The 20,237-nt window shown below is 32.8% G+C and carries 25 protein-coding genes; 19 read left to right on the plus strand and 6 right to left on the minus strand.

The genetic code is table 11. The annotated features are described in order from the left end of the window. Positions 1–301: 301 nt before the first annotated feature. Positions 302–898 carry a TetR/AcrR family transcriptional regulator gene (locus J2Z44_RS06625; RefSeq protein WP_021283822.1) on the minus strand — a complete coding sequence of 199 codons (597 nt, stop codon included), beginning with the start codon at positions 896–898 and terminating at the stop codon, positions 302–304. A gap of 334 nt (positions 899–1,232) precedes the next feature. Here J2Z44_RS06625 and J2Z44_RS06630 point away from each other — a divergent pair, with 334 nt between their 5' ends. From J2Z44_RS06630 to J2Z44_RS06690, 13 genes are all read left to right on the plus strand, one after another. Then, complete coding sequence (locus J2Z44_RS06630) at positions 1,233–2,114, plus strand: ABC transporter ATP-binding protein (RefSeq protein ID WP_021283821.1); 882 nt, start codon at positions 1,233–1,235, stop codon at positions 2,112–2,114. A 23-nt stretch (positions 2,115–2,137) separates the two neighbouring features. Beyond that, a complete protein-coding gene (locus tag J2Z44_RS06635) occupies positions 2,138–3,751 on the plus strand; it encodes an ABC transporter permease (RefSeq protein WP_021283820.1) in 1,614 nt (537 codons plus the stop codon). Between the two features lie 173 nt (positions 3,752–3,924). Beyond that, the gene (locus J2Z44_RS06640; RefSeq protein WP_021283819.1) at positions 3,925–4,371 is read left to right on the plus strand and encodes a DUF5946 family protein; all 447 of its coding nucleotides are present in this window, start codon (positions 3,925–3,927) and stop codon (positions 4,369–4,371) included. A gap of 87 nt (positions 4,372–4,458) precedes the next feature. Continuing rightward, positions 4,459–5,334, plus strand: a complete 876-nt coding sequence (locus tag J2Z44_RS06645) for an AraC family transcriptional regulator (protein ID WP_021283818.1) — start codon at positions 4,459–4,461, stop codon at positions 5,332–5,334. Positions 5,335–5,647: 313 nt separating this feature from the next. Next, a complete protein-coding gene (locus J2Z44_RS06650; RefSeq protein ID WP_021283817.1) occupies positions 5,648–5,971 on the plus strand; it encodes a PadR family transcriptional regulator in 324 nt (107 codons plus the stop codon). Then, positions 5,971–6,318 (plus strand): DUF1048 domain-containing protein, encoded by a 348-nt coding sequence (locus J2Z44_RS06655; RefSeq protein ID WP_021283816.1) that lies wholly within the window; start codon positions 5,971–5,973, stop codon positions 6,316–6,318. The genes J2Z44_RS06650 and J2Z44_RS06655 overlap by 1 nt, the downstream gene beginning before the upstream one ends. A 9-nt stretch (positions 6,319–6,327) precedes the next feature. Then, positions 6,328–6,678: a DUF1048 domain-containing protein gene (locus J2Z44_RS06660; protein ID WP_021283815.1), complete on the plus strand. Its 351-nt coding sequence runs from the start codon at positions 6,328–6,330 to the stop codon at positions 6,676–6,678. Between the two features lie 142 nt (positions 6,679–6,820). Continuing rightward, positions 6,821–7,009, plus strand: coding sequence for a cysteine-rich KTR domain-containing protein (locus tag J2Z44_RS06665; RefSeq protein ID WP_021283814.1), 189 nt, complete (start codon positions 6,821–6,823; stop codon positions 7,007–7,009). A 121-nt stretch (positions 7,010–7,130) separates the two neighbouring features. Beyond that, the gene (locus J2Z44_RS06670; protein ID WP_209649437.1) at positions 7,131–7,892 is read left to right on the plus strand and encodes an ABC transporter ATP-binding protein; all 762 of its coding nucleotides are present in this window, start codon (positions 7,131–7,133) and stop codon (positions 7,890–7,892) included. Then, on the plus strand, positions 7,893–8,657 hold the full coding sequence (locus J2Z44_RS06675) for an ABC transporter permease (RefSeq protein WP_021283811.1): 765 nt from the start codon (positions 7,893–7,895) through the stop codon (positions 8,655–8,657). Between the two features lie 639 nt (positions 8,658–9,296). Beyond that, a complete protein-coding gene (gene nagZ, locus J2Z44_RS06680; RefSeq protein WP_021283809.1) occupies positions 9,297–11,036 on the plus strand; it encodes a beta-N-acetylhexosaminidase in 1,740 nt (579 codons plus the stop codon). A 585-nt stretch (positions 11,037–11,621) separates the two neighbouring features. Beyond that, positions 11,622–12,485, plus strand: a complete 864-nt coding sequence (locus J2Z44_RS06685; protein ID WP_209649433.1) for an Hsp33 family molecular chaperone HslO — start codon at positions 11,622–11,624, stop codon at positions 12,483–12,485. A gap of 27 nt (positions 12,486–12,512) precedes the next feature. Beyond that, positions 12,513–13,241 (plus strand): MerR family transcriptional regulator, encoded by a 729-nt coding sequence (locus J2Z44_RS06690; protein ID WP_021283807.1) that lies wholly within the window; start codon positions 12,513–12,515, stop codon positions 13,239–13,241. A gap of 133 nt (positions 13,242–13,374) precedes the next feature. On the opposite strand, the gene J2Z44_RS06695 is transcribed toward J2Z44_RS06690, so the two are convergent. From J2Z44_RS06695 to J2Z44_RS06705, 3 genes are all read right to left on the minus strand, one after another. Beyond that, positions 13,375–13,992, minus strand: a complete 618-nt coding sequence (locus J2Z44_RS06695) for a DedA family protein (RefSeq protein ID WP_021283806.1) — start codon at positions 13,990–13,992, stop codon at positions 13,375–13,377. Positions 13,993–14,059: 67 nt separating this feature from the next. Beyond that, a complete protein-coding gene (locus tag J2Z44_RS06700) occupies positions 14,060–14,695 on the minus strand; it encodes a hypothetical protein (RefSeq protein ID WP_021283805.1) in 636 nt (211 codons plus the stop codon). An 11-nt stretch (positions 14,696–14,706) separates the two neighbouring features. Continuing rightward, positions 14,707–15,021 carry a PadR family transcriptional regulator gene (locus J2Z44_RS06705; protein WP_021283804.1) on the minus strand — a complete coding sequence of 105 codons (315 nt, stop codon included), beginning with the start codon at positions 15,019–15,021 and terminating at the stop codon, positions 14,707–14,709. Positions 15,022–15,428: 407 nt separating this feature from the next. On the opposite strand from J2Z44_RS06705, the gene J2Z44_RS06710 reads away from it, so the two are divergent. Together J2Z44_RS06710 and J2Z44_RS06715 are read left to right on the plus strand one after the other, a co-directional pair. Continuing rightward, a complete protein-coding gene (locus J2Z44_RS06710; protein WP_021283803.1) occupies positions 15,429–15,830 on the plus strand; it encodes a RidA family protein in 402 nt (133 codons plus the stop codon). Between the two features lie 77 nt (positions 15,831–15,907). Then, positions 15,908–16,399, plus strand: a complete 492-nt coding sequence (locus J2Z44_RS06715) for a GNAT family N-acetyltransferase (protein WP_021283802.1) — start codon at positions 15,908–15,910, stop codon at positions 16,397–16,399. Positions 16,400–16,678: 279 nt separating this feature from the next. Here the strand turns inward: J2Z44_RS06715 and J2Z44_RS06720 are convergent, their stop codons facing one another. Next, complete coding sequence (locus tag J2Z44_RS06720) at positions 16,679–17,212, minus strand: MaoC family dehydratase (RefSeq protein ID WP_021283800.1); 534 nt, start codon at positions 17,210–17,212, stop codon at positions 16,679–16,681. Between the two features lie 331 nt (positions 17,213–17,543). Here J2Z44_RS06720 and J2Z44_RS21470 point away from each other — a divergent pair, with 331 nt between their 5' ends. From J2Z44_RS21470 to J2Z44_RS06730, 3 genes are read left to right on the plus strand one after another with little or no spacing between them, the layout of a single operon-like run. Further along, complete coding sequence (locus J2Z44_RS21470; protein ID WP_021283799.1) at positions 17,544–17,921, plus strand: MerR family transcriptional regulator; 378 nt, start codon at positions 17,544–17,546, stop codon at positions 17,919–17,921. A 41-nt stretch (positions 17,922–17,962) separates the two neighbouring features. After that, the gene (locus J2Z44_RS21475) at positions 17,963–18,271 is read left to right on the plus strand and encodes a helix-turn-helix domain-containing protein (RefSeq protein WP_342591458.1); all 309 of its coding nucleotides are present in this window, start codon (positions 17,963–17,965) and stop codon (positions 18,269–18,271) included. Between the two features lie 16 nt (positions 18,272–18,287). Further along, a complete protein-coding gene (locus J2Z44_RS06730; protein ID WP_021283797.1) occupies positions 18,288–18,653 on the plus strand; it encodes a hypothetical protein in 366 nt (121 codons plus the stop codon). 36 nt (positions 18,654–18,689) lie between these two features. On the opposite strand, the gene J2Z44_RS06735 is transcribed toward J2Z44_RS06730, so the two are convergent. Further along, complete coding sequence (locus J2Z44_RS06735; protein WP_021283796.1) at positions 18,690–19,631, minus strand: helix-turn-helix transcriptional regulator; 942 nt, start codon at positions 19,629–19,631, stop codon at positions 18,690–18,692. Between the two features lie 94 nt (positions 19,632–19,725). On the opposite strand from J2Z44_RS06735, the gene J2Z44_RS06740 reads away from it, so the two are divergent. Beyond that, a complete protein-coding gene (locus J2Z44_RS06740) occupies positions 19,726–20,172 on the plus strand; it encodes a VOC family protein (protein ID WP_021283795.1) in 447 nt (148 codons plus the stop codon). Positions 20,173–20,237: the final 65 nt, after the last annotated feature.

Here is a 20,237-nt window from a genome sequence, read left to right on the forward strand (position 1 = left end):
TGAAGCAACATCACTACTTTTTAGTAATCTAAAGGTTTAGAGAACCTCTTATGTAAATCAAAGATTTGATTTTATGATTCATACTTAATAATTAGCATTCGGAAAAAAACATAAAACACCACTACTTAATTGAAAGCAGTGGTGTTCTATGTTTTTTTGCTTTTTAATTTAATGAAGTTTTATGATTCCATACTGAAACTAAAACACCATTAATGTTTATCTAAAAACTTTGAGAATGCTTAGAAAATACACCTATTAATAAAATCATCTTTATCAATGCTACAGGTGAGTTTCCTTGAATTTATTTATTTGGCGCAATACCTTTAACTAACAGTTCTGTCCATTGGGCTGTATAAGGGAGAATTTTTCGGTAGATATGTGGGCTGGAAATCCCCTCAACAAGAGCTTGGAAATAAACTAAAAGAAATTCATCCGAGTATTTCAAATCAACCTTGCCTTCTTTGCGACCACGGTGGAATAAATCCAACATTATATTATAGCTTTCCTTTGTGTATTGCTGCATCATGGTGGATAAGCCGTTATCATCCTTCTTGGTAGCAAAATCCATTAAATCAAGATAAAATTGCTTGTTGATTTTTTCTAAGTGATTGATTTTATTCTGGCTCATGGCAATAAGGGTTTCTTCAAAAGGCTTATTTTCTGCCATTATTTCTAGAGCTGTTTCCCTTATTTTATTTAAAAAGAACTCAAAAACCTCTTGGATAAGATTTTCTTTACTCCCAAAATATTTAAAGATGGACGTTTTACCCACATTTGAATTTTTAGCAATGTCATCCATTGTTAAGTTTTCTATACCTGTATCTGTATTCATCAAATAAAAAGTTGCTTCTAAAACTTGATTTTTCTTCTCTTGCGTACGCTTTTCATAACCATTCATTAATTATTCCTACTTTCTATATATGATGATTAAAAACATTTTTAAGAAGATTTAGTTCATAATTATATTTTTTTATATTATATAGTAAAAGTTATGAATCATCAAGCATATATATAGTTTTAAATGCCATTTTAATTGTTGACTATGGCATTAAGAAGGAATATAATCGAATTAATAAGTGAGTTTTAGTTTAAAATATGGTTTTAAATAGAACAATATGAATTATAACATATATTTTAGTTCAGATTAATTCATTTAAAATATAAACGTAGTTTTAAATTAAGAAGCACATTATAAAACTATTTTTAAATATTTTAATAAGGAGATTTGTATTATGCAAGAAATCGTAAAAGTTCATGGGTTGCAAAAAAAGTTCGGTAAATTTAAAGCATTGCATGATGTGACATTCACAGTAAAGGCTGGAGAAGTTGTTGGCTTTATTGGGCCAAATGGTGCAGGTAAGTCAACAACTATTCGTACTCTACTAGGAATTATTAAGGGTGATGCTGGGGATGTAAAAATTTTCGATAAAGATGTTTGGAAGTATAGCATTGAGATTCATAAGCGAATTTCTTATGTTCCAGGGGATGTGGCTCTATGGGGTAGCTTAACAGGTGGTGAAATCATTGATTTATTTATTAAATTACATGGTGGAGGAGATAAGGAAAAGCGTGACTACTTAATTAAGCGTTTTGAACTAGATCCTAAAAAGAAGGCAAAAGGCTATTCAAAAGGAAATCGTCAAAAGGTTGGATTAATTGCTGCATTGTCCGTTGATTCAGATTTATATATTTTCGATGAACCCACTTCTGGACTTGATCCTTTGATGGAAGCAGTATTTCAGGAGGAGGTTGAAAAGATTAAGAAGGCAGGAAAAGCAATTTTGCTGTCCTCTCATATATTAAGTGAAGTTGAACGTTTAGCAGATAAGGTGGTTATTATTCGTCAGGGAAAGGTGGTTGAAACTGGCACATTAAATGAATTACGTCATTTAACTCGTTCTACAGTGACTGTAGAAACAGAAGGTGATGTGACTAAGATAGCAGCTGTTAATGGTGTCCATGATTTCAAACAAAAGGGCAATGAAGCTACATTCTCTGCAGATAATGAATTCATTAATGATATATTATCCGAAGCTGTAAAATTAGGTGTTAAGAAGTTTGAATCTGTGCCACCAACCCTTGAAGACTTATTCATGCGCCATTATGAAGTCTAAGAGATGGAACGGAGGAAAATGCTATGAGAGAAAAATTTGCACGTTGGAATGTACTATTTGTACAGTATCTTAAACGTGATTGGAAAAAAAATATCATCTGGATTCTAGGGCTGGGATTATTTGCAGGTGCCTATGTTCCAGCTTTTGAGGAAATTGGTAAGGGACAAGGGTTGCTAGGAATGTATGAAACCATGCGAAACCCTGCTATGATTTCAATGGTTGGTCCTACACCAATAGAAAAGGCAGCAGATTATACTTTAGGTGCAATGTATGCCAATGAAATGTTGTTATTTTGTGGTTTGTTTGCCATGATTATGGCAGCGTTACATGTTGTTAGCCATACTCGTAAGGAAGAAGATCATGGACTAACTGAACTAGTGCGTTCCTTTCAAGTTGGACGTCAAGCTAATTCTCTTGCTGTGATGATGGAAATAATTATTATTAATATCTTGTTAGCCCTTTCTATTGGGGTAGTTATGACTAGTTTTGGGGCAGCTACAATTTCTACTGAAGGATCATTCTTGTTTGGTGCATCAATAGGCATAGCAGGAATCCTTGGAGCTTCCATTGCATTAGTTATGGCTCAAATTATGCCAACATCATCCGGTGCAACTGGTTCATCCCTTGGAATTGTAGGTTTACTCTACATTGTTCGTGCTGGCACAGATGTATCAAATGTTAGTTTATCAATGCTAAATCCAATGGGGTGGACTTACTTAACTTATCCCTTTACTAAAAACAATTGGTATCCTCTAATTTATGCTATAGTTTTTTGTATCCTTGTTGTGGTTATGGCTTTTGCACTTGAGGGTGGCCGTGATATGGGAGCAGGTTATTTACCTGAAAGAGAAGGACGCGCAACAGCCAAAAAGTCATTACTATCCATACCTGGTCTGTTTATGAAGCTTAATAAAGGTGTAATAATTTCTTGGTCAGTTGCTTTCGTAATCATGGGGGCAGCCTATGGTTCTATTTATGGAGATATGCAGACTTTTATTGAAGGCAATGAAATGGTAAGCAAAATGTTTATGCTAGCAGGGGTTTCACTGGAGGAATCCTTTACTGGAACTATTATGATGGTAATGATTGGATTAGTCTCTATTTTACCAATTGCTATAGTTAATAAGCTTTTCTCAGAAGAAGTGAGATTGCACTTAAGTCAGCTTTATTCAACAAAAGTCACTAGAACTCAGCTCTATTTTACTAGTGTCATTATAGCAATCATTGCTGGAGTAGTAGGAATTTTACTGGCTTCAGTAGGACTTGGTGGTACAGCAATTTCTGCAATGGGAGATAGTTCAGTGATGAATATTGGAGATTTTATAGCAGCAGGCTATAACTTTCTTCCATCTGTATTGTTCTTTGTAGGACTTGCTGCCTTGGCTTTGGGCTTTGCACCAAAACTAGGTAAAATTGTTTATGTATATCTTGGCTATTCTTTTGCCTTAAACTACTTTGGCGGAATTTTAGACTTACCAGAGTGGTTTTCAAAAACAGCTATTCAAAGCTGGATTCCACATATGCCAGTAGAAAAATTTGATGGAACAATCTTTGCTACTATAACAGTGATTAGCATTGCTTTAATAGTACTTGGTTATATTGGATATAGAAAACGAGATATGATTGAGGGAGCTTAGTAGCTCAAGAAAATAAAAAGCTTCACTGACTGCGATTGTCAGTGAGGCTTTTTACTGTGTTTAACAAGTATAAATAATTCATTTGACATTTACGTTGCGTCATAGTGTAAGCTTTTATTGAAAAGTTTTTTATTAGGGAAAGATAATTAAAGCTTATAAAGGAGGAAGTAATAATGGTTGATAATAATACAGTTATGAAAGATGGAAGATGTATGGAATGTGGTGCAAGAGAAACTCATGGTTTTTCTTGTTATGAACTATTTGGATTTCCCCTTGTATGGGAGCATAATGATCCTAAGTTATATGCCCTGCACTTTTGGCTTGTTGCTTGCTATATGATACAACATCCTTCAAATTACACAGCAGAAGGATATAAGCATTTAGTAAAGCTATTTATTGAAGCTTACGATAACAATTGGGATTCAGCATATATTCTTAAGAAAAACAGAGAAATTGTAAAATCATTAGGGAAAATAACAAGCTCCATTCCAAATTCAGAGAGACACCGTGAACTAAGAGAATGGCCCATGACAATTGAAGATATATACTTAGGCGGTGAGGACAATGCAATTGCCAATATTAACAAATGGAAAGATGAAATTAGAAATCAACTTAGATAATAAAGATATATCCCACAGAATGGTGCAGGAAATGTCGGATAGGTAGTTTCAATTTCTGTTATTCTATTGATATGAGGAGGTCATAATATGGATTCAATTAAAAATATGAACAAAGCACTTAGTTATATTGAAGAAAACCTTGATGGTGACATTGATTTGAAAAAAGTTGCAAAGATAGCTTTATGCTCACAATATCACTTTCAAAGAATGTTTTCTTTCCTTGCAGGAGTAACCCTATCTGAGTATATTAGACGTAGACGACTTACCCTTGCAGCCTTTGAACTTAATAACAGTGATATAAGAGTTATTGATGTTGCAGTAAAATATGGATACAGCTCAGCGGACTCCTTTGCAAGGGCTTTTCAAGGATTACATGGAATAACACCTTCTGAAGCTAGAAGCAATGGTCAATGTCTAAAATCCTATCCAAGAATGACCTTCCAATTATCAATACAAGGGGGAAATGAAATGAATTATAGAATGGAAGAAAAAGAAGCCTTTTCAATAGTTGGTATTAAAAAAACTGTACCAATAGTTTTTAACGGAGTAAATCCGGAAATTGCTGCAATGTGGCAAAGCCTAAACATGGAGATGATTAAAACACTTAAAGAACTTTCAAACGTTGAGCCAATGGGACTTATAAGTGCATCAGTGAACTTTTCTGAGGGAAGAATGGAAGAAAAGGGTGTGCTTGATCACTATATTGGGGTAGCAACAAATAATCAGTGTCCAAAGGATTTAGAAGAGCTTACAGTGGCACCTTCAACTTGGGCTGTATTTGAGGCAGTAGGACCCTTCCCAGAAACACTGCAAAATGTTTGGGGACGTATCTATTCTGAATGGTTTCCATCTTCAAATTATGAAATAGCAGAAGGACCTGAGATACTGTGGAATGAGAGCAAAGATACAACTTCTCCAAATTTCAAGAGTGAAATATGGGTACCGGTGAAGAAAAGAAAGTAGCGCCTCCTGTTACTCTATTTAATAGAAAAATATGAAATAAAACAGCTTCACTGACAGTCCTTGTCAGTGAAGCTGTTTTATATTCTTACAGGTTCCTCATAATATTTAGCTATGGTAAGTAAAACACATGCATATTTTAACCTAGTTTATAAGGGTATTACTAAAAGGTAAGTGTTATAATACTGAGTATTATTTTAAATCTTGCTGATAAAAATAAAAAAGTATGTTGACATCACCACTACTGCGTGATACTATATAGCTGTAGTAAGTAATACTGAATACCAGTAATACAGAATAGCAAGGAGTGGTTACATTGGAGAACCTTACGGAAATGCTTAAAGGGGTGCTAGAAGGCTGTGTTCTAGAAATTATCAGCCATGAAGAAATATATGGCTATGAGATTACTAGGAGGCTGAATGCACTGGGATTTTCGGATGTTGTAGACGGCACGGTTTATACCATCTTAGTACGACTTGAAAAAAACAAGCTAGTAGAAATTACGAAGAAGCCATCGGATATGGGACCACCGCGAAAGTTTTTCACCCTCAATGACGCGGGGCGTGAGGAACTGAGGAGGTTTTGGGAAAAATGGGAGTTCGTATCATCAAAAATTAATGAGTTAAAGGAGAAGAAATAATGAATTTTTGGGAAAAGATCACGGGAAGTGACATGACTAAAGAATTTAAAACTTTTGAAGCTCGAGCTAAAAGGCTTCCGGATGATTATCAAGGGGCATGGGAAATAATTAAAGCAAATCTTTGGCCACACTCAGATTTAACTGGTCGCAACCTTATGCCAATTCTTGATGGTGTTCTTGGACTTCTGGAAGAAACGGCGGCTGACGGTCAGAGCATCCAGGAGGTTTTGGGTGACGATATCAAAGGCTTCTGTTTAGCACTAGTGGGTGAAGAAGGGGCAAAGTCTTATCGTGACAAGTGGCGTGAGCAACTTAACAATAATATTGCTAAAAAGTTAGGTAAATAGGAGGATAAAATGAGAATACAAGATATAATTGAAGGTAAAAAACAATGGAAAGCCCATGTAGCCCGTGTGAAAGCGCTTCCGAAAGATTATCAGATTGTTTATAAAGAAATTGAGAAATACCTTTTTAAGGTAGGACCAGTTGAGCTAACAGATGGTATAGGTTTGTTATCGGGGATTATAGATCTTTTCGAAGAAGGTGTAGCCATGAGTAAAGGCGTCCTTGAAGTGACAGGCAGTGACGTAGCTGCTTTCTGCGACGATTTAATCAAAGATTCAAAAACTTACGCTGACATCTATCAGGAGTCTGTTGACCAAGAAGTTAACAAAGCCATGAAAAAGGTAACAGATAAAACAAAGTAAAAGTAAAATCTGTGGATAAAAAGGCAATTGAAATAGAAAAATCTGCGCTTCTCTCAATGGGGGAGTACATTAAAAAAACTTAATTTTTATAGATATAAAAATTATAGTGGTCAACAACAAACTGAAGTAAGGGGATGGTACAGTGTGCAAATATGAGTGGATATTATGCCCAGTGTGTGGCAACAAGACAAAGGTGAAGATAGGTGTTGATACGGTACTTGAAAACTTTCCGTTATTCTGTCCTAAGTGTAAACAGGAAACCATAATAAATGTAAAACAAATGAATATATCAGTTATCAAAGAGCCAGACGCTAAGACGCAGAGCCGATAATCGTGAGTAAAATCACTGTTGTCGGCTCTTTTTTTATGTTAATTCCTCATACTGCACTGAATGAATAAAATGCAGCTTTGAGGAAGGGCACTATATTGTAGGGGAGGAAAAGAAAATGAAAATGAAAAAAAGTATAATACAAATTAAAGGGATAAAGAAAGCTTATAAAGAGGTAGAAGTACTTAAAGGAGTAGATTTTGAAGTAGAGCAGGGAGGTATCTTTGCACTATTAGGTTCCAATGGAGCTGGAAAAACAACCATGATTAGAATCATGGCTACATTACTAAAAGCAGATGCTGGAAATGCTCAGATTAATGGTTTTGATATTGAAAAAAATCCAGAAAAAATTAGAGGTTCTATCAGTCTTACTGGACAATTTGCCGCTATCGATGAAATTTTGACTGGTCGCGAAAATCTTGAAATGATAGCAAAACTTAGACATATTAAAAACCCAAAGGTGATAGCTGATGAGTTAATTAATCGTTTTGGCATGGCTGAGGCTGCAGATCGCAGAGTTGGTACTTATTCTGGGGGTATGAAAAGAAGAATTGATATAGCAATGAGTCTTGTGGGAAATCCAAAGATTATTTTTCTAGATGAGCCAACAACTGGCCTTGACCCAGAAGCACGTTTAGAAGTCTGGAAAATTGTAAAAGAGCTATCATATGCAGGAACTACAGTATTTTTAACCACTCAATACTTAGAGGAAGCAGAACAACTTGCAGATAAAATCGCTATTCTTCATGGCGGAAAAATCATTGCTCTAGATACCCTAGAAGGGTTGAAAAAGTTATTTCCACCTGCAAAAGTTGAATATGTTGAGAAACAGCCGACCTTAGAAGAAATATTTCTAACAATCATTGGTAAAAAGGAGGAGAAATAAATGGAATCAACAAATAAATATTTTATTAAAGACATGTGTGTTATGTTTGGACGTTCTATGAGACATATTTTTAGAAGTATGGATACAATTATCACAGTTTGTATTACACCAATTGCCATGATGCTATTATTCGTTTATGTATTTGGGGGTGCAATTCAAACTGGTACAGAAAATTATGTCAACTACCTATTACCAGGTATTATGTTAATGGCTATTGGAAGTGGTATTGCATATGTATCTTATCGTTTGTTTGTAGATAAAGAGCGTGGTATCTTTCAACGTTTCCACTCAATGCCGATAGCTCGTTCTACAGTATTATGGGGACATGTATTAACTTCATTAATTTCAAATGGAATTTCTGTAGTAGTGATTATACTTGTTGCATTATTAATGGGCTTTCGTTCTTCAGCAGGAACCTTAGAATGGTTGGGGGTATTTGGAATTCTCGGGATTTTTACACTTGCTTTAACTTGGGTAGCTGTAATTGCTGGGCTTGCTGCTAAAACACCAGATGGTGCAGGGGCCTTCGCTTACCCAATTGTTTTCTTACCCTTTATAAGTTCTGCCTTTGTACCAACAGACACTATGCCTTCGGTAGTACGTGTCTTTGCAGAGAATCAACCTGTGACCCCTATGGTAGAAGCTATTCGTAATTTATTAGCAAGTAAGCCAGTAGGAAATGATATATGGGTTGCCCTTGCTTGGTGTATAGCAATAATGGTGGTAGCTTATACCTTTGCCATGAGGGCCTATAAAAAATTGTAAGTTTCTTTACACTAAGTATAATTATCTATCTATTAGGGATAAGCTTTACTAAAATATTACCATATAAGTAACATTTTAAGCTAATGTATAGATATGTAGCTTTCGCGAATATGGAAGCCATTGCTATAAGCTACTAGAACTGAGACATTTAAAGCATAGAAGTATTGGCTTTGACAACACTCATATATGAAAGTTAATATTTTTACTGAATTTTACCCCTTCATATGCTTTTGTGGGACATATGGAGGGGATTTTCTTTTAAGAGATTTGGGTAAGTTTGGAAGATTAACGAAAGAAAAAAGGAAATTTCCTTACTTATATAGAAGAGTTAAAGAGATGGTAGCAGCTTTGAATTTCTATTGCAAGGCTGAGATAAAAATATTAAAACTAAGATCGACACCACCATTTTCAACGTATATTAGTTAGAGGGTTATAAGCTTCAATGCTTACTAATATAAATAACCGTACTCTTGATTACGAAACTTAGGTTGTAACAAAAGGATAATTTGAATATCAGACTTTAAAAGACAATTGTGCCTTTTGTAATAAAAAAATCATGGATATGATATAGATATTCTAAGTATGGCTGAAGATTTGTTAATAAAATGGTAAATACTAAAAATAGTATTGTAAAAAGGGGTGAGGAAAATAAGTAAACAAAAGACTTTTAGGATTAAGATAATTATTCTTACAATTTTACTACTAAGTTTAGCACTAATCATTGGTATTAATGTTTTTAGAGGAAAGACATCAGTTAAAGAGGAACTAAATATAATTGACTCTAATAGTGGGAAACCTTCAGATTTGGGTAAGGATGAGATCTCAAAAATAGAGGAATTAGTGAAGAATACATTTTCCTTAGCTAAGGAAGGTAAGGTTCCTAATATTTCATTTGTTTCTGGTAAAACACAGTGGAAGGAAGTAAACGAAGAGTGGGGAAAATCAAATCATATTTCAGAAACCGCTGAAGGTAGATATGAGGAGTATGAAAATCATCATGTAACGCTTGGTTATACTGGTGACATTGTTAACGATATAAGAAATTATAATTCTGAACTACAAGCCATTTCTTTAAAGGAAATCAAAAAAATTGGTGGAGAACCTGATGACCTTCGATATTATAAAGATTCAACCTATGATCAAATCATACTTGTCTATAATATAACTACTGCCACCGATTTATTGTGGGTTTTGCCAAGGCCTACAGATAAAGAACCAAACCCAAAAGTAGACCATAGCTCACTATATGCTAAGATTGATAAAAAACCTAATGAACAAGAAAATCAATCTATTTCTAAGGAGGTTTCTAAAATGGACTTAGAAGAAAAAATTGGGCAAATGATCTTTGCTGGAGTTTCTGGAACTACAATGGATACTGGAGCGCAAAAGTTAATAAACCAATTACATGTTGGAGGAATTATTTTTTACAAGAATAACTTTGAAAACCCTACACAAACTGTTGAACTTGTTAATCAAATAAAAGCTGAAAATAGCTCTAATATACCCCTATTTTTGGGTGTTGACCAAGAGGGAGGACGTGTCACAAGATTACCAGGGGCAATTACTAATTTTCCTCCAAACAAACAGATTGGAGAAGTAAATAACTCTGAATTCTCTTATAAAATTGGAAGACTTTTAGGCTTTGAGTTAAAAGAATTTGGTCTAAATCTGGATTTTGCACCTGTTCTTGATATTAATAGCAATCCCAATAACCCTGTAATTGGGGACAGATCCTTTGGGAACAACTTAGAAATAGTAAGTAAACTAGGCATTGAGACTATGAAAGGGATACAATCTCAAAACGTGATTCCTACAATTAAGCATTTTCCTGGTCACGGAGATACATCGGTGGATTCTCATCTAGAACTACCGATTGTAAATAAAACTCTTAAAGAACTTATGAAACTAGAGTTAATCCCCTTCAAGCGTGCCATTGACCAAGGAGCAGATGTTGTGATGATAGCCCATATGTTAATACCTGAATTAGATAAAAACAATCCAGCATCCATGTCAAAGATGGTTATTACGGATGTTCTTAGAAGACAACTTAGTTTTACTGGGGTAATCATAACGGACGATATGACAATGGGTGCTATTGTAGAGCATTTTGATATTGGAAAAGCAGCAGTAGAATCAGTAAAGGCAGGTAGTGATATTATTTTAGTAGGCCATGGCTATGATAATGTTGATAAAATCCAATCTACTTTAAAAGATGCTATTGAAAAAGGAGAAATCCCACAGCAAAGAATAAATGAAAGTGTGGAAAGAATTATTAAGTTAAAAAGAAAGTATGGTATTAATGACGAGAAAGTTGATAGTCCTGACATAAACGATATAAATCAATTAATTACTGATCTTCTTAATAAGTATTTACATTAACAATTAAACTTTTATACTGCGTGGATTTGATAAATATCTTCCCTCCTATTGATAATGTTAAACCTAGCTACGTGGAGAGGGCTGTGCAGGTAAAGCAAAATAAGCTGATATAAAAGATTTTGAAGTTTTTTTATAAAAATTGTAGTATGTTCCTTCAAACTAAAGAGTTTGGGGGAATTTTTTTTTATTTGGCTGGGATTCTCTAATGAATATTAAGATAGATTTTTTAATAATAGTTGAACATACTACCACCTTGCCTTCATTTAGGTTTAATAGAGTTTAGACTTACTAATTTTTGTTAATGGAGAAGAAAATAAAAATTATTAGATAAAAACTCTTGCACCTCACCTTACGTTAGGTTGTAAGATTTATTTACTATGTTATATAACCTTACGTAAGATATGGATTCCATCAGGTTATTTTCAAATTATTATTTTCCATAAACCTTTAAGTGAACTAGGGAAGGACTTATGCGTAGCTTAAGCATTAACACTAGTTATCTGTAGATATTAAGAGGCAACTTAGAAAATTATCAATAGAAAAATTAGGAGAAAACTAAAGAACTTAAGAAAGGACTGAAATAAAGTGAACAATTATATTTTAAAAACATTAGCATATAACAAACAAGTTAGAATTTTTTTCTTGGAAGGTACAGATATGATAAAGGAAATCTGTAATCATAAAAATATTAATAGGACTTTAAAAGATGCATTAGGTAACACTGTGTCAATTGCAACTTTAATATCTGGAACCTTAAAAGGAAATCAGAGAGTTAGCATAAAGGTTAGTGCAAGCAATAGAAAGCATAAAATTTTTGCAGATGCTGATTCCATGGGAAATATCCGTGGGTATATAAGTGATGAATTATTAAATGTATCAATAGATAATGTTGATGATCTATCTATTGAAGAGTTAATAGGACATACAGGCTGCATCCAAGTACTGAAGGATTTAGGAATGCATAGTATTTTTACTGGCATAACAGATATGCCCAATGGAAACATTGTTGATGATTTTTCCTATTATTTCAAACAAAGTGAACAAACTGATTCATTTTTTTCAATAAATATGGTTTATAATGATAATAATGAAATTGTATTATGTAGAGGTATAATGGCTCAATTGCTTCCAGGTGCTCCCACTAACCTTATTGATGCCATTAAAGAAACTATTTTTGAAAATCACTCAATTTTGTCAAACTTAGGGGACAATGAGAGTTTAAAAGAAATACCGTACTTATTATTTGAAGATATCGAGATAGTTGAGCAGTATCCAGTTCAATTTTTTTGCGGATGCTCAAAAGAAGCTTTTTACCCTATGCTATACTCTCTTAGTAAAGAAGAGTTAGTAGATGCATTTGAAAATAAAAAGTCCATGGAGATTGTTTGTAATGTTTGTGGCAAGAAACACTCTTTTAGTTCTCAGGATATAAAAAAATTTATACAATAGATAAAAGTTTAGAAGGATGTGATTATATTGCAAAATAGAACCTGGAAGGTAGGCGAGCTATCTAAGCTCACAGGGCTTACAATAAGAACTCTTCACCATTATGATGAAATAGGGCTTTTAAGTCCAACCTCTAGAACTAGCTCTGGGCATCGTTTATATGATGAAGAGGATATAATAAAATTACAGCAAATTATGTCACTGAAGGAATTGGATTTTTCTTTAGATAAAATAAAAGAATTCTTAGAGAACCCAGAATATAATCCCAAGGAGATTATAGAAATGCAAATTGAAAGGTTAAATGGAGAAATTAAGCTCAAAGAAGAGCTAAAGGGTCAGCTACAGGAATTGTGGGCGGTTTTCAACTCCTGGAGAAAACCTAATTTAGAACAATTTATTAATTCAATAGAATTAATAAAAAATCAAAAGAAGTACTTTACACAAGATCAAATCATCCTTATAAAAAAACAATATAATGAACTTAATAGCAGTGAAGCAGATAAGTATACTAGTAGTTGGGGTGAATTAATTTCTTTATTCCAATGTGAAATGGAAAAGGGCACATCCGTAGATAATCCAACAGTGGTTGACCTAGCAAGAAAATGGAAGGAAGCAATGGATTTTTTTACAGGAGGAGATACAGAAATTATAAGTTCAGCTGAAAGATATTACTCAGACAATCCACAAGCAGCAAAAGGAAGCGGTATCAGTGGTGAGCTTTATAAATATATGAAAGATGCATTAGCAAATATAAAATAGGCGGATATAAATACTGTAGTGTATTTATCCTCAAACTAATAATTAAAATTAAAAGTCACTAGGAGATAATCTTCCTAGTGATTTTTTATGTTCATAAGTTTGTTTTGCACTGTATAACTTTGTAACGGCTTAATTATGCCTTTAAATTAGGTTTTCTTTTTAAGAACCATAATCCACTGAAAATAACAAATCCTAGACCTAAGATTCCATATGTGATGTTTGAGTACACATCCATAAATCCTAGTATTTCCCCCCAGGACTCACCAAGTGCGGCACCTGCAGAAACCAGTATTATGTTCCAGATTAAGGTTCCTGCTGTGGTATAAAGCACAAAGAGGCTGAACTTCATGCTTGCCATACCAGCTGGAATTGAAATTAAACTTCTGATTAGCGGAACCATTCTGCAGAAAAAAATAGCTTTATAGCCGTAGCGAGTAAACCAAGAATTAGCTTTCTCAATATCACTAACTTTTAATTTAAGGATGTGCCCAAAGCGGATGATTATTTTCTCCAGTTTTTTGACATTAAATACACGACCAATTCCATAAAGAAGAATAGCTCCTGATACAGAACCAGCAGTTGCGGATGTAACCACACCTATAACTGTCATCCCAGTATTTGTGGTCATAAATCCTCCGAAAGTAAGAATTACTTCAGAAGGTATAGGTGGGAAAACATTCTCCAATAAGATCATGAGAAAAGTACCAAGATAACCAAAGTGCTCCATAAAATTTATAATCCAACTTTCCATACTAGTAATCCTTTCTTGTAGCTAAAATTTTATCTAAAAATACGAATGCTTTATAAAATTACAGCGTCTAGCTGTTTATTTTTTTTGATATAGCGGCATCAAAAATCTTATATAAGAAGAATAAACCTAAGAAGCCAACACCATATGAGGCAAGGGTAAATTCAAAAGCTGATAACCAGAAATAACCATGAAATACTGTATTTGCAAGAAGTGCTAAAACAATAACTAAAGTAATATCAACTAATACATAACCTATTAGGTAATAATGTATTGGCAGATTAAGAACACTGTTATTTTTGGAAATAGAAGAGAATTCTTGTACTCTAAACTGGTTTATTGCTATCTGTACAGCTTCTGCCTTTGTTTTTCCCTGTGACGAAAGGTCTGCTGCAAAATCTTCCAAGTATGCCATGAGCTCAAGTTTGTCATTTTTACTCATTACTAAGTTATCAACATAAGTTTTTATGTCATCATATTTTTTATAATTTGCATTAACCTTTATGTGAGCTATATAATTCAAAACGCTCCAAATTACTGCTGAAAGAAATGCTGAACCATAAGTTACCCATTGAGTTAATGGGGTAATGCTTATACTAATCTTTTCAAAATATAGAGATAATATAAAAACTGCCATTGATAGTAGTAGTAGCCACGAATATTTTATATCCGATAAATTAAAAGTCTTTTTTAAAATATTTTTCATAAATAATCCTCCTAGATAAATTTTTCAACTATTTCAACTGTTTCCTTCCAATCTTTAATTGATTGATTCATTAAATTTATACCGCTTTCAGTAATCTTGTAATATTTACGCCTACCACCACTGGACTCGTCACCCCAATAGGAAGCAATAGCTTCTTGTTTTTCTAATCTTTTTAAAGACAAGTATAAGGTTGCCTCTTGTATCTCGAACTTACCTTCAGTTCTTGTTTTTATTGCTCTTGAAATTTCATATCCATAGTTATCATTTTCATTTAGAACACACAGAATAAGAATATCTATGGTTCCTTTCAACATTTCCTTATTCAAAATCAACCCTCCTTTATGTACTTAATAATGTTAGGTACATTACATAAATGAGTATATATTATATTACTTAATAATGCAAGGTACTTTTTATAAATAAGTATTTTTAGTTATAAACTTTTTACACCTTCACCAAATTAAACTAATAAGCTTGGCGTATTTGAGCAGTATAAATAGCATGAGATTAAATGAGAAAAATTGACAATAATTATTGTAAATGATAGGATAAATTAGGATACAAAATTATTTTAAAGGAGGAATATCTTATGAAAAAAAGAGCATTATACAGTCTTTCACTTGGCATAGGGTATTCTACTGCTGTTTTTTTCTAAAATTTATTAATCAAGGGATAAGTGCGCCCTTTTTTACCGGTTAATAATAAAATAATAATTTTAGAGGAGACAGTTAAAATGAATAATAAAGAAAAGTTAGTAGTAAGATATAATCCAGAACCAGTTCCTAAACCAGTGGGACATTATAGTCATGTGACACGAGTATCAAAAGATGCTGATTTATTTGTTTTTTCAGGACAAATAGGGATTGACTCCAATGAAGAGATTCCTTCAGATATGAATGAGCAAGTAAAAAATACAATTAAAAATATAGATACTATTCTTAAAACACAAAATCTAAATTCAAGTAATATTATTAAAGTTAATATATTGGCAACAGAAGAAATTGATTGGGTATATTTTGATTCTATTTGGGATGATTTTTTTCAAAAGGATTATCCATCAATGACAGTTTCTTATGTTTCTGCTTTAGGATGGACCTCTCTAAAAATAGAGATTGAAGTTTGGGCTGCTGGCTAAAATTTGCTAATACTCTTTTTAAATATAAGCTAGGATGCCTTTATTAAGCAAACTTCATAATGAGAGGAATGAAATCAATGGAAAAAAGAATTTATTTAGAAAAATATACTACAATGGATTTTGATAATTATTATAAGTTGGTTAGCGATGAAAATGTAATGGCTATGATAACAGAAAGAGCCATTCCTTTAGAAGAAGCAAGAAATAATTATGATTTGCTTTTAAGCAATAATGAACTGCATCAATCCCTTGGCAACTTTAAAGTTATTGAAGCCTCAACTAATAAATTTATGGGCTCTGCAGCCTTAAGAGTTAAAGAAAAGAATGCTACTGAAGCTGAAATTGGATATATGTTCTTGCCTGTTTACTGGGGTAAAAGATTTGGCAGTGAAGTTGCTAAATTATTAATTGAAAAAGCAAAACAGGAGACTCAAATAATTAAGCTTACTGCAATTATTGATCCAAACAATACTGCTTCAAGAAAAATCTTGATTAATAATGGATTTATTTCAGAAAAGGTATGTGAAATTGATGGATTGCCAGGAGAAATATTATCCATGAAGTTATAGAAAAGACTTACACTGCGAAAGAAAGTGTTGAATTGAAGTGTATACTAATTTTCTTAAATTCAATGACTATAAGAACACTTATTATAATATAAAGCAGTAATAATAAAATAATATAAAAATACCGTACTATCCAGAAATGGATTTTACGGTATTTTTATATTATATTAGAGGTTTGCAACTTTATTTTCTCGTTATGTTAAAGGCCGGTGCTGGTAATATAGTGTTATTTAAGGGAAGTAATTCAAACCTTCCCTTGGCTAACTTTCTTTTTAAAGGGTTTTAAGATATAGTTGCTTGGAAGCATAATATTCCATTGCTAAATCCTTTTATAATATTACCTTCATGTTTTATATGAACTGGATTACATCCATAAACAGGATGAATATATTTTACTTCTATATCATTAGTTTGAGTTGTGTCACAAAGTTCTTTTAGAATAAACATTCCTTGAACAACTGGATTTTCTGTAAGATGAATGGAATTTGTGTCCCCTACTAGATGACTAAAATCTGCAATTTCTTCTTTTGAAAAATCACGCCAGAAAACACCAGTATCTTTAACAATTTCTGGCTCAACAGACTCTTTAATTGTTACATTCATCATTAAATAAACCGTTAGTGTTTCTGCAATTTTATTATCAGCATATCCACTACAGTTGAGTATACAAAGTCTACTACTATTTTTTACAATTTCATTTTTATAAGTTTCCTTAACTGATTTGGGTTGAAACCGTTGATATTTTATTTTAGCAATAAATGCACCATCATAAAAAAAATCTTCTTTCGTAGTAAATGCTCTAAATAAATCTATCATTTTATTATTCTCCTATATCACTGTTATAATGTCTGTCAATAATTATAATTGTATTCTTATTTAATTATACAGAATATCAATTATAAATCCAATACTTAACATTACTACATATAGTGACCCTCTAATTTAAAACTCTTTAATTTTATGTCTGAATGAAAATTATGAGATTGTATTAAAATGTTCTTGCGTTCAGTTGAATCTTTTTCCATAAGAAAAAGTTCTAACTATTTACTAATACATTAATATATTAAACCCTCCACTATCGTACCAAAGTTTTAGTAGTATGCTATAATGAAAAAACAGTTTAGGTAACCAAAGAGGGAGGTATTAAATGAAAATTTATAGTACTTCTGAAATTGCTAGATTAATGGGCCTACATCCCAACACAGTTATGTTATATGAAAAGTGGGGATACATAGCTCCTGTACCAAGAAAGGAAAATGGGTATAGGACTTTCACTGAGACACACCTTGACCAAATGAAACTTGTAAGATTGGCCTTAAGAAGTGAAGCCATTAAATGGTATATGAGGTTTGAGGTTAAAAATATCATAAGAAGTGCAGCTCAAGGGAATTTAGAAAAAGCTTTAGAGCTAAGTAGAGAACATTTGACTCACATAGAAAATGAAAAGAATAATGAAATAAGGGTTATGAAAATAATCCAGGAAATATTAAAAAGGATTCAGAAGAAGAAAAGAATATTTCATTGAATAGAAGTGGAGTAGCAAAACTCCTTGGGGTATCAAAAAATGTGATTATAAACTGGGAGAGATACGGACTTATTGAAATTCCAAGAAGGAAAAATGGTTATCGTGTTTATGGAGAAAATGAAATAAAGCTTCTTAGGGTTATTAAAGCCTTGAGAGAGGAAGTCTACAGTACTCAGAGTATAGGCAATATGCTGAAAAAGCTTAAAAATAAAAGCAATGGAAATTCTCATTCTTTATTGAAAGAAGCAGAAGGCTCTCATAAAGAGTTGCTATCATCTCTAGGTCAAGTTGAGAGTAATACTAAGGAATTGATTAGTTATATAGAGGAGTTAGTAAGTAAAAAAACATGAATTTGAGGTGAAAAGTATGGAAAAATATAATGAAGAAGAATTAAGAGAAGCCTTAGAAGCTATAGCTTCAGCCATAAATGAAAGTGAAAAAATACATCCAAAGTTTCCAGAAGGGACTTCTCAGCACACACTCCTTAGAAATCGGATAAAAGCCTTGTATATTTCAAAAGCCTTAATGGGGGATGAATGTATTATTGAAAAATATACAAAAGAAGAGTTGATAAAAGCGTTACCCCCTGTAACTTCACTTATGAGCAAATGTGAAAAAGCTCAGCAAAAATTTCAAGAGGGTACCTATCATCATACCCGTCTAAAGAAAATAATTAATGCAATGTATATTTCAAAAGAATTAATAGGTGAGGAAATTAGTAAAAGAGGTTAAGTTCTATAGGATTTCATCATGGAATCCTATAGAACTTTATTTTATTTTGTTTTTTATGGCTTCAAGGCTTTCAAGATAATTTTGTTTTATAGATTCTGGATAAATACTAACAAGATATTTACCAAATTGATGAAGATAGTTGATTAAAAACTCCATTTCCCCTATTTCAATCCAACCAGAAATTAGAAAACCCTTCTTGGCCTCTTGAAGACACATGGTAGGAAAATTACATCTTTCGTAAATCTCCTTACCTTCTTTGGAAATTTCAATTTTATAATCAATAGCCTCAGGACTTTTTTTTACAAGGTCAAGGCGGGTGTTTAAATCAAGTTCTACTATATTTTCAACAGGCTTTTCTTTCAGTGGTTCAATTTTTTTTATTCTGTCACAGCGAAAAATCCTATACTGATTTTTATCAACATCAAAGGCAGGGCAATACCAATTACCATAATCAGCGAAAATACCAATGGGCTGTATACGGCGCTCAGTGGTTTTCTGTGGTGTTTGATAAAGGATTTTTAAAACAGAAGGCTTCATTATGGCATAAAGAAGATCTTCCAGCATAGGGCATTCGTTAGCTATCTTTACTGTGCCAAAGGAGATACGAGAGCCTAACTGTTCTAGTGTAGCTTTAACTTTTGAGGACACAGAACCTAAAAATTTTTCTTGTATTGTGCTATATTCTGCTTTGAATGGCGTTGATTTTAAAAGTTCTATTGTTTTAATGGCAAAAAACATAGCATAAGTTTCTTGTGGAGTAAAGGAAATTGGTGGAATTTTGTAAGTTTCTAGCAGCTTATACCCACCATATCGTCCTTTTTCAGAGTATAAAGGTACACCCATATCTTCAAGACTTGCAATATAACGAAGGGCAGTACTTTTAGAGATATCAAACTCTCTCATTAAATCCTGAAGAGTGAACTGATCTTTTTTATAGACATAATTTATTATTTTATATATTAACTCATATTTTTTCATATTTTCCTCCAATAGTATCAGTTTTTGAAACCTATAGTTATTATAATATAAATTGAACAAACTAAGTAGAAAAAGTTATTAAGGAGGATTTTATATGAATTATGAAGTAGTTACTTTTCTTTCAATGAATGGAAGAGGAGCTGAAGCAATTGATTTTTATACAAAACATTTAAAGGCACAGGTCCTTTTTAAGGTAACCTATGAGGATATGACAAGAATGGATCCAACTATGGTGGTTGAAAGTGGAAAAGAGCAGTGGATATCTCATTCTATTCTTCAGGTAGGTGTTCATAAAATAATGATTGCAGAAGAAACTATGGTTCCAAAGGAAGATTACCTTTTGGGTAATAATGTATCCCTTTGTATACAGTCAGCAGATAAAGAAGAAATTGAAGGGATTTATAATTCCTTGGTTCAAGACCAAAGAACAAAAGTTATTTCTCCTTTAGGTAAGGTGATTTTCAGTGAGTCTTATGGTATTGTAAAAGATCCTTTTGGCATGCTAATTCAATTAAACTATGATGAGAGATTGGCTAAATAAAGAATACTATTAGTTTAATAAAATAAAACACCCAAGGCAAAAGTATTGCCAAGGGTGTTTTGAAC

This window comes from Clostridium punense (assembly GCF_017874425.1).
Lineage (GTDB): Bacteria > Bacillota > Clostridia > Clostridiales > Clostridiaceae > Clostridium_J > Clostridium_J punense.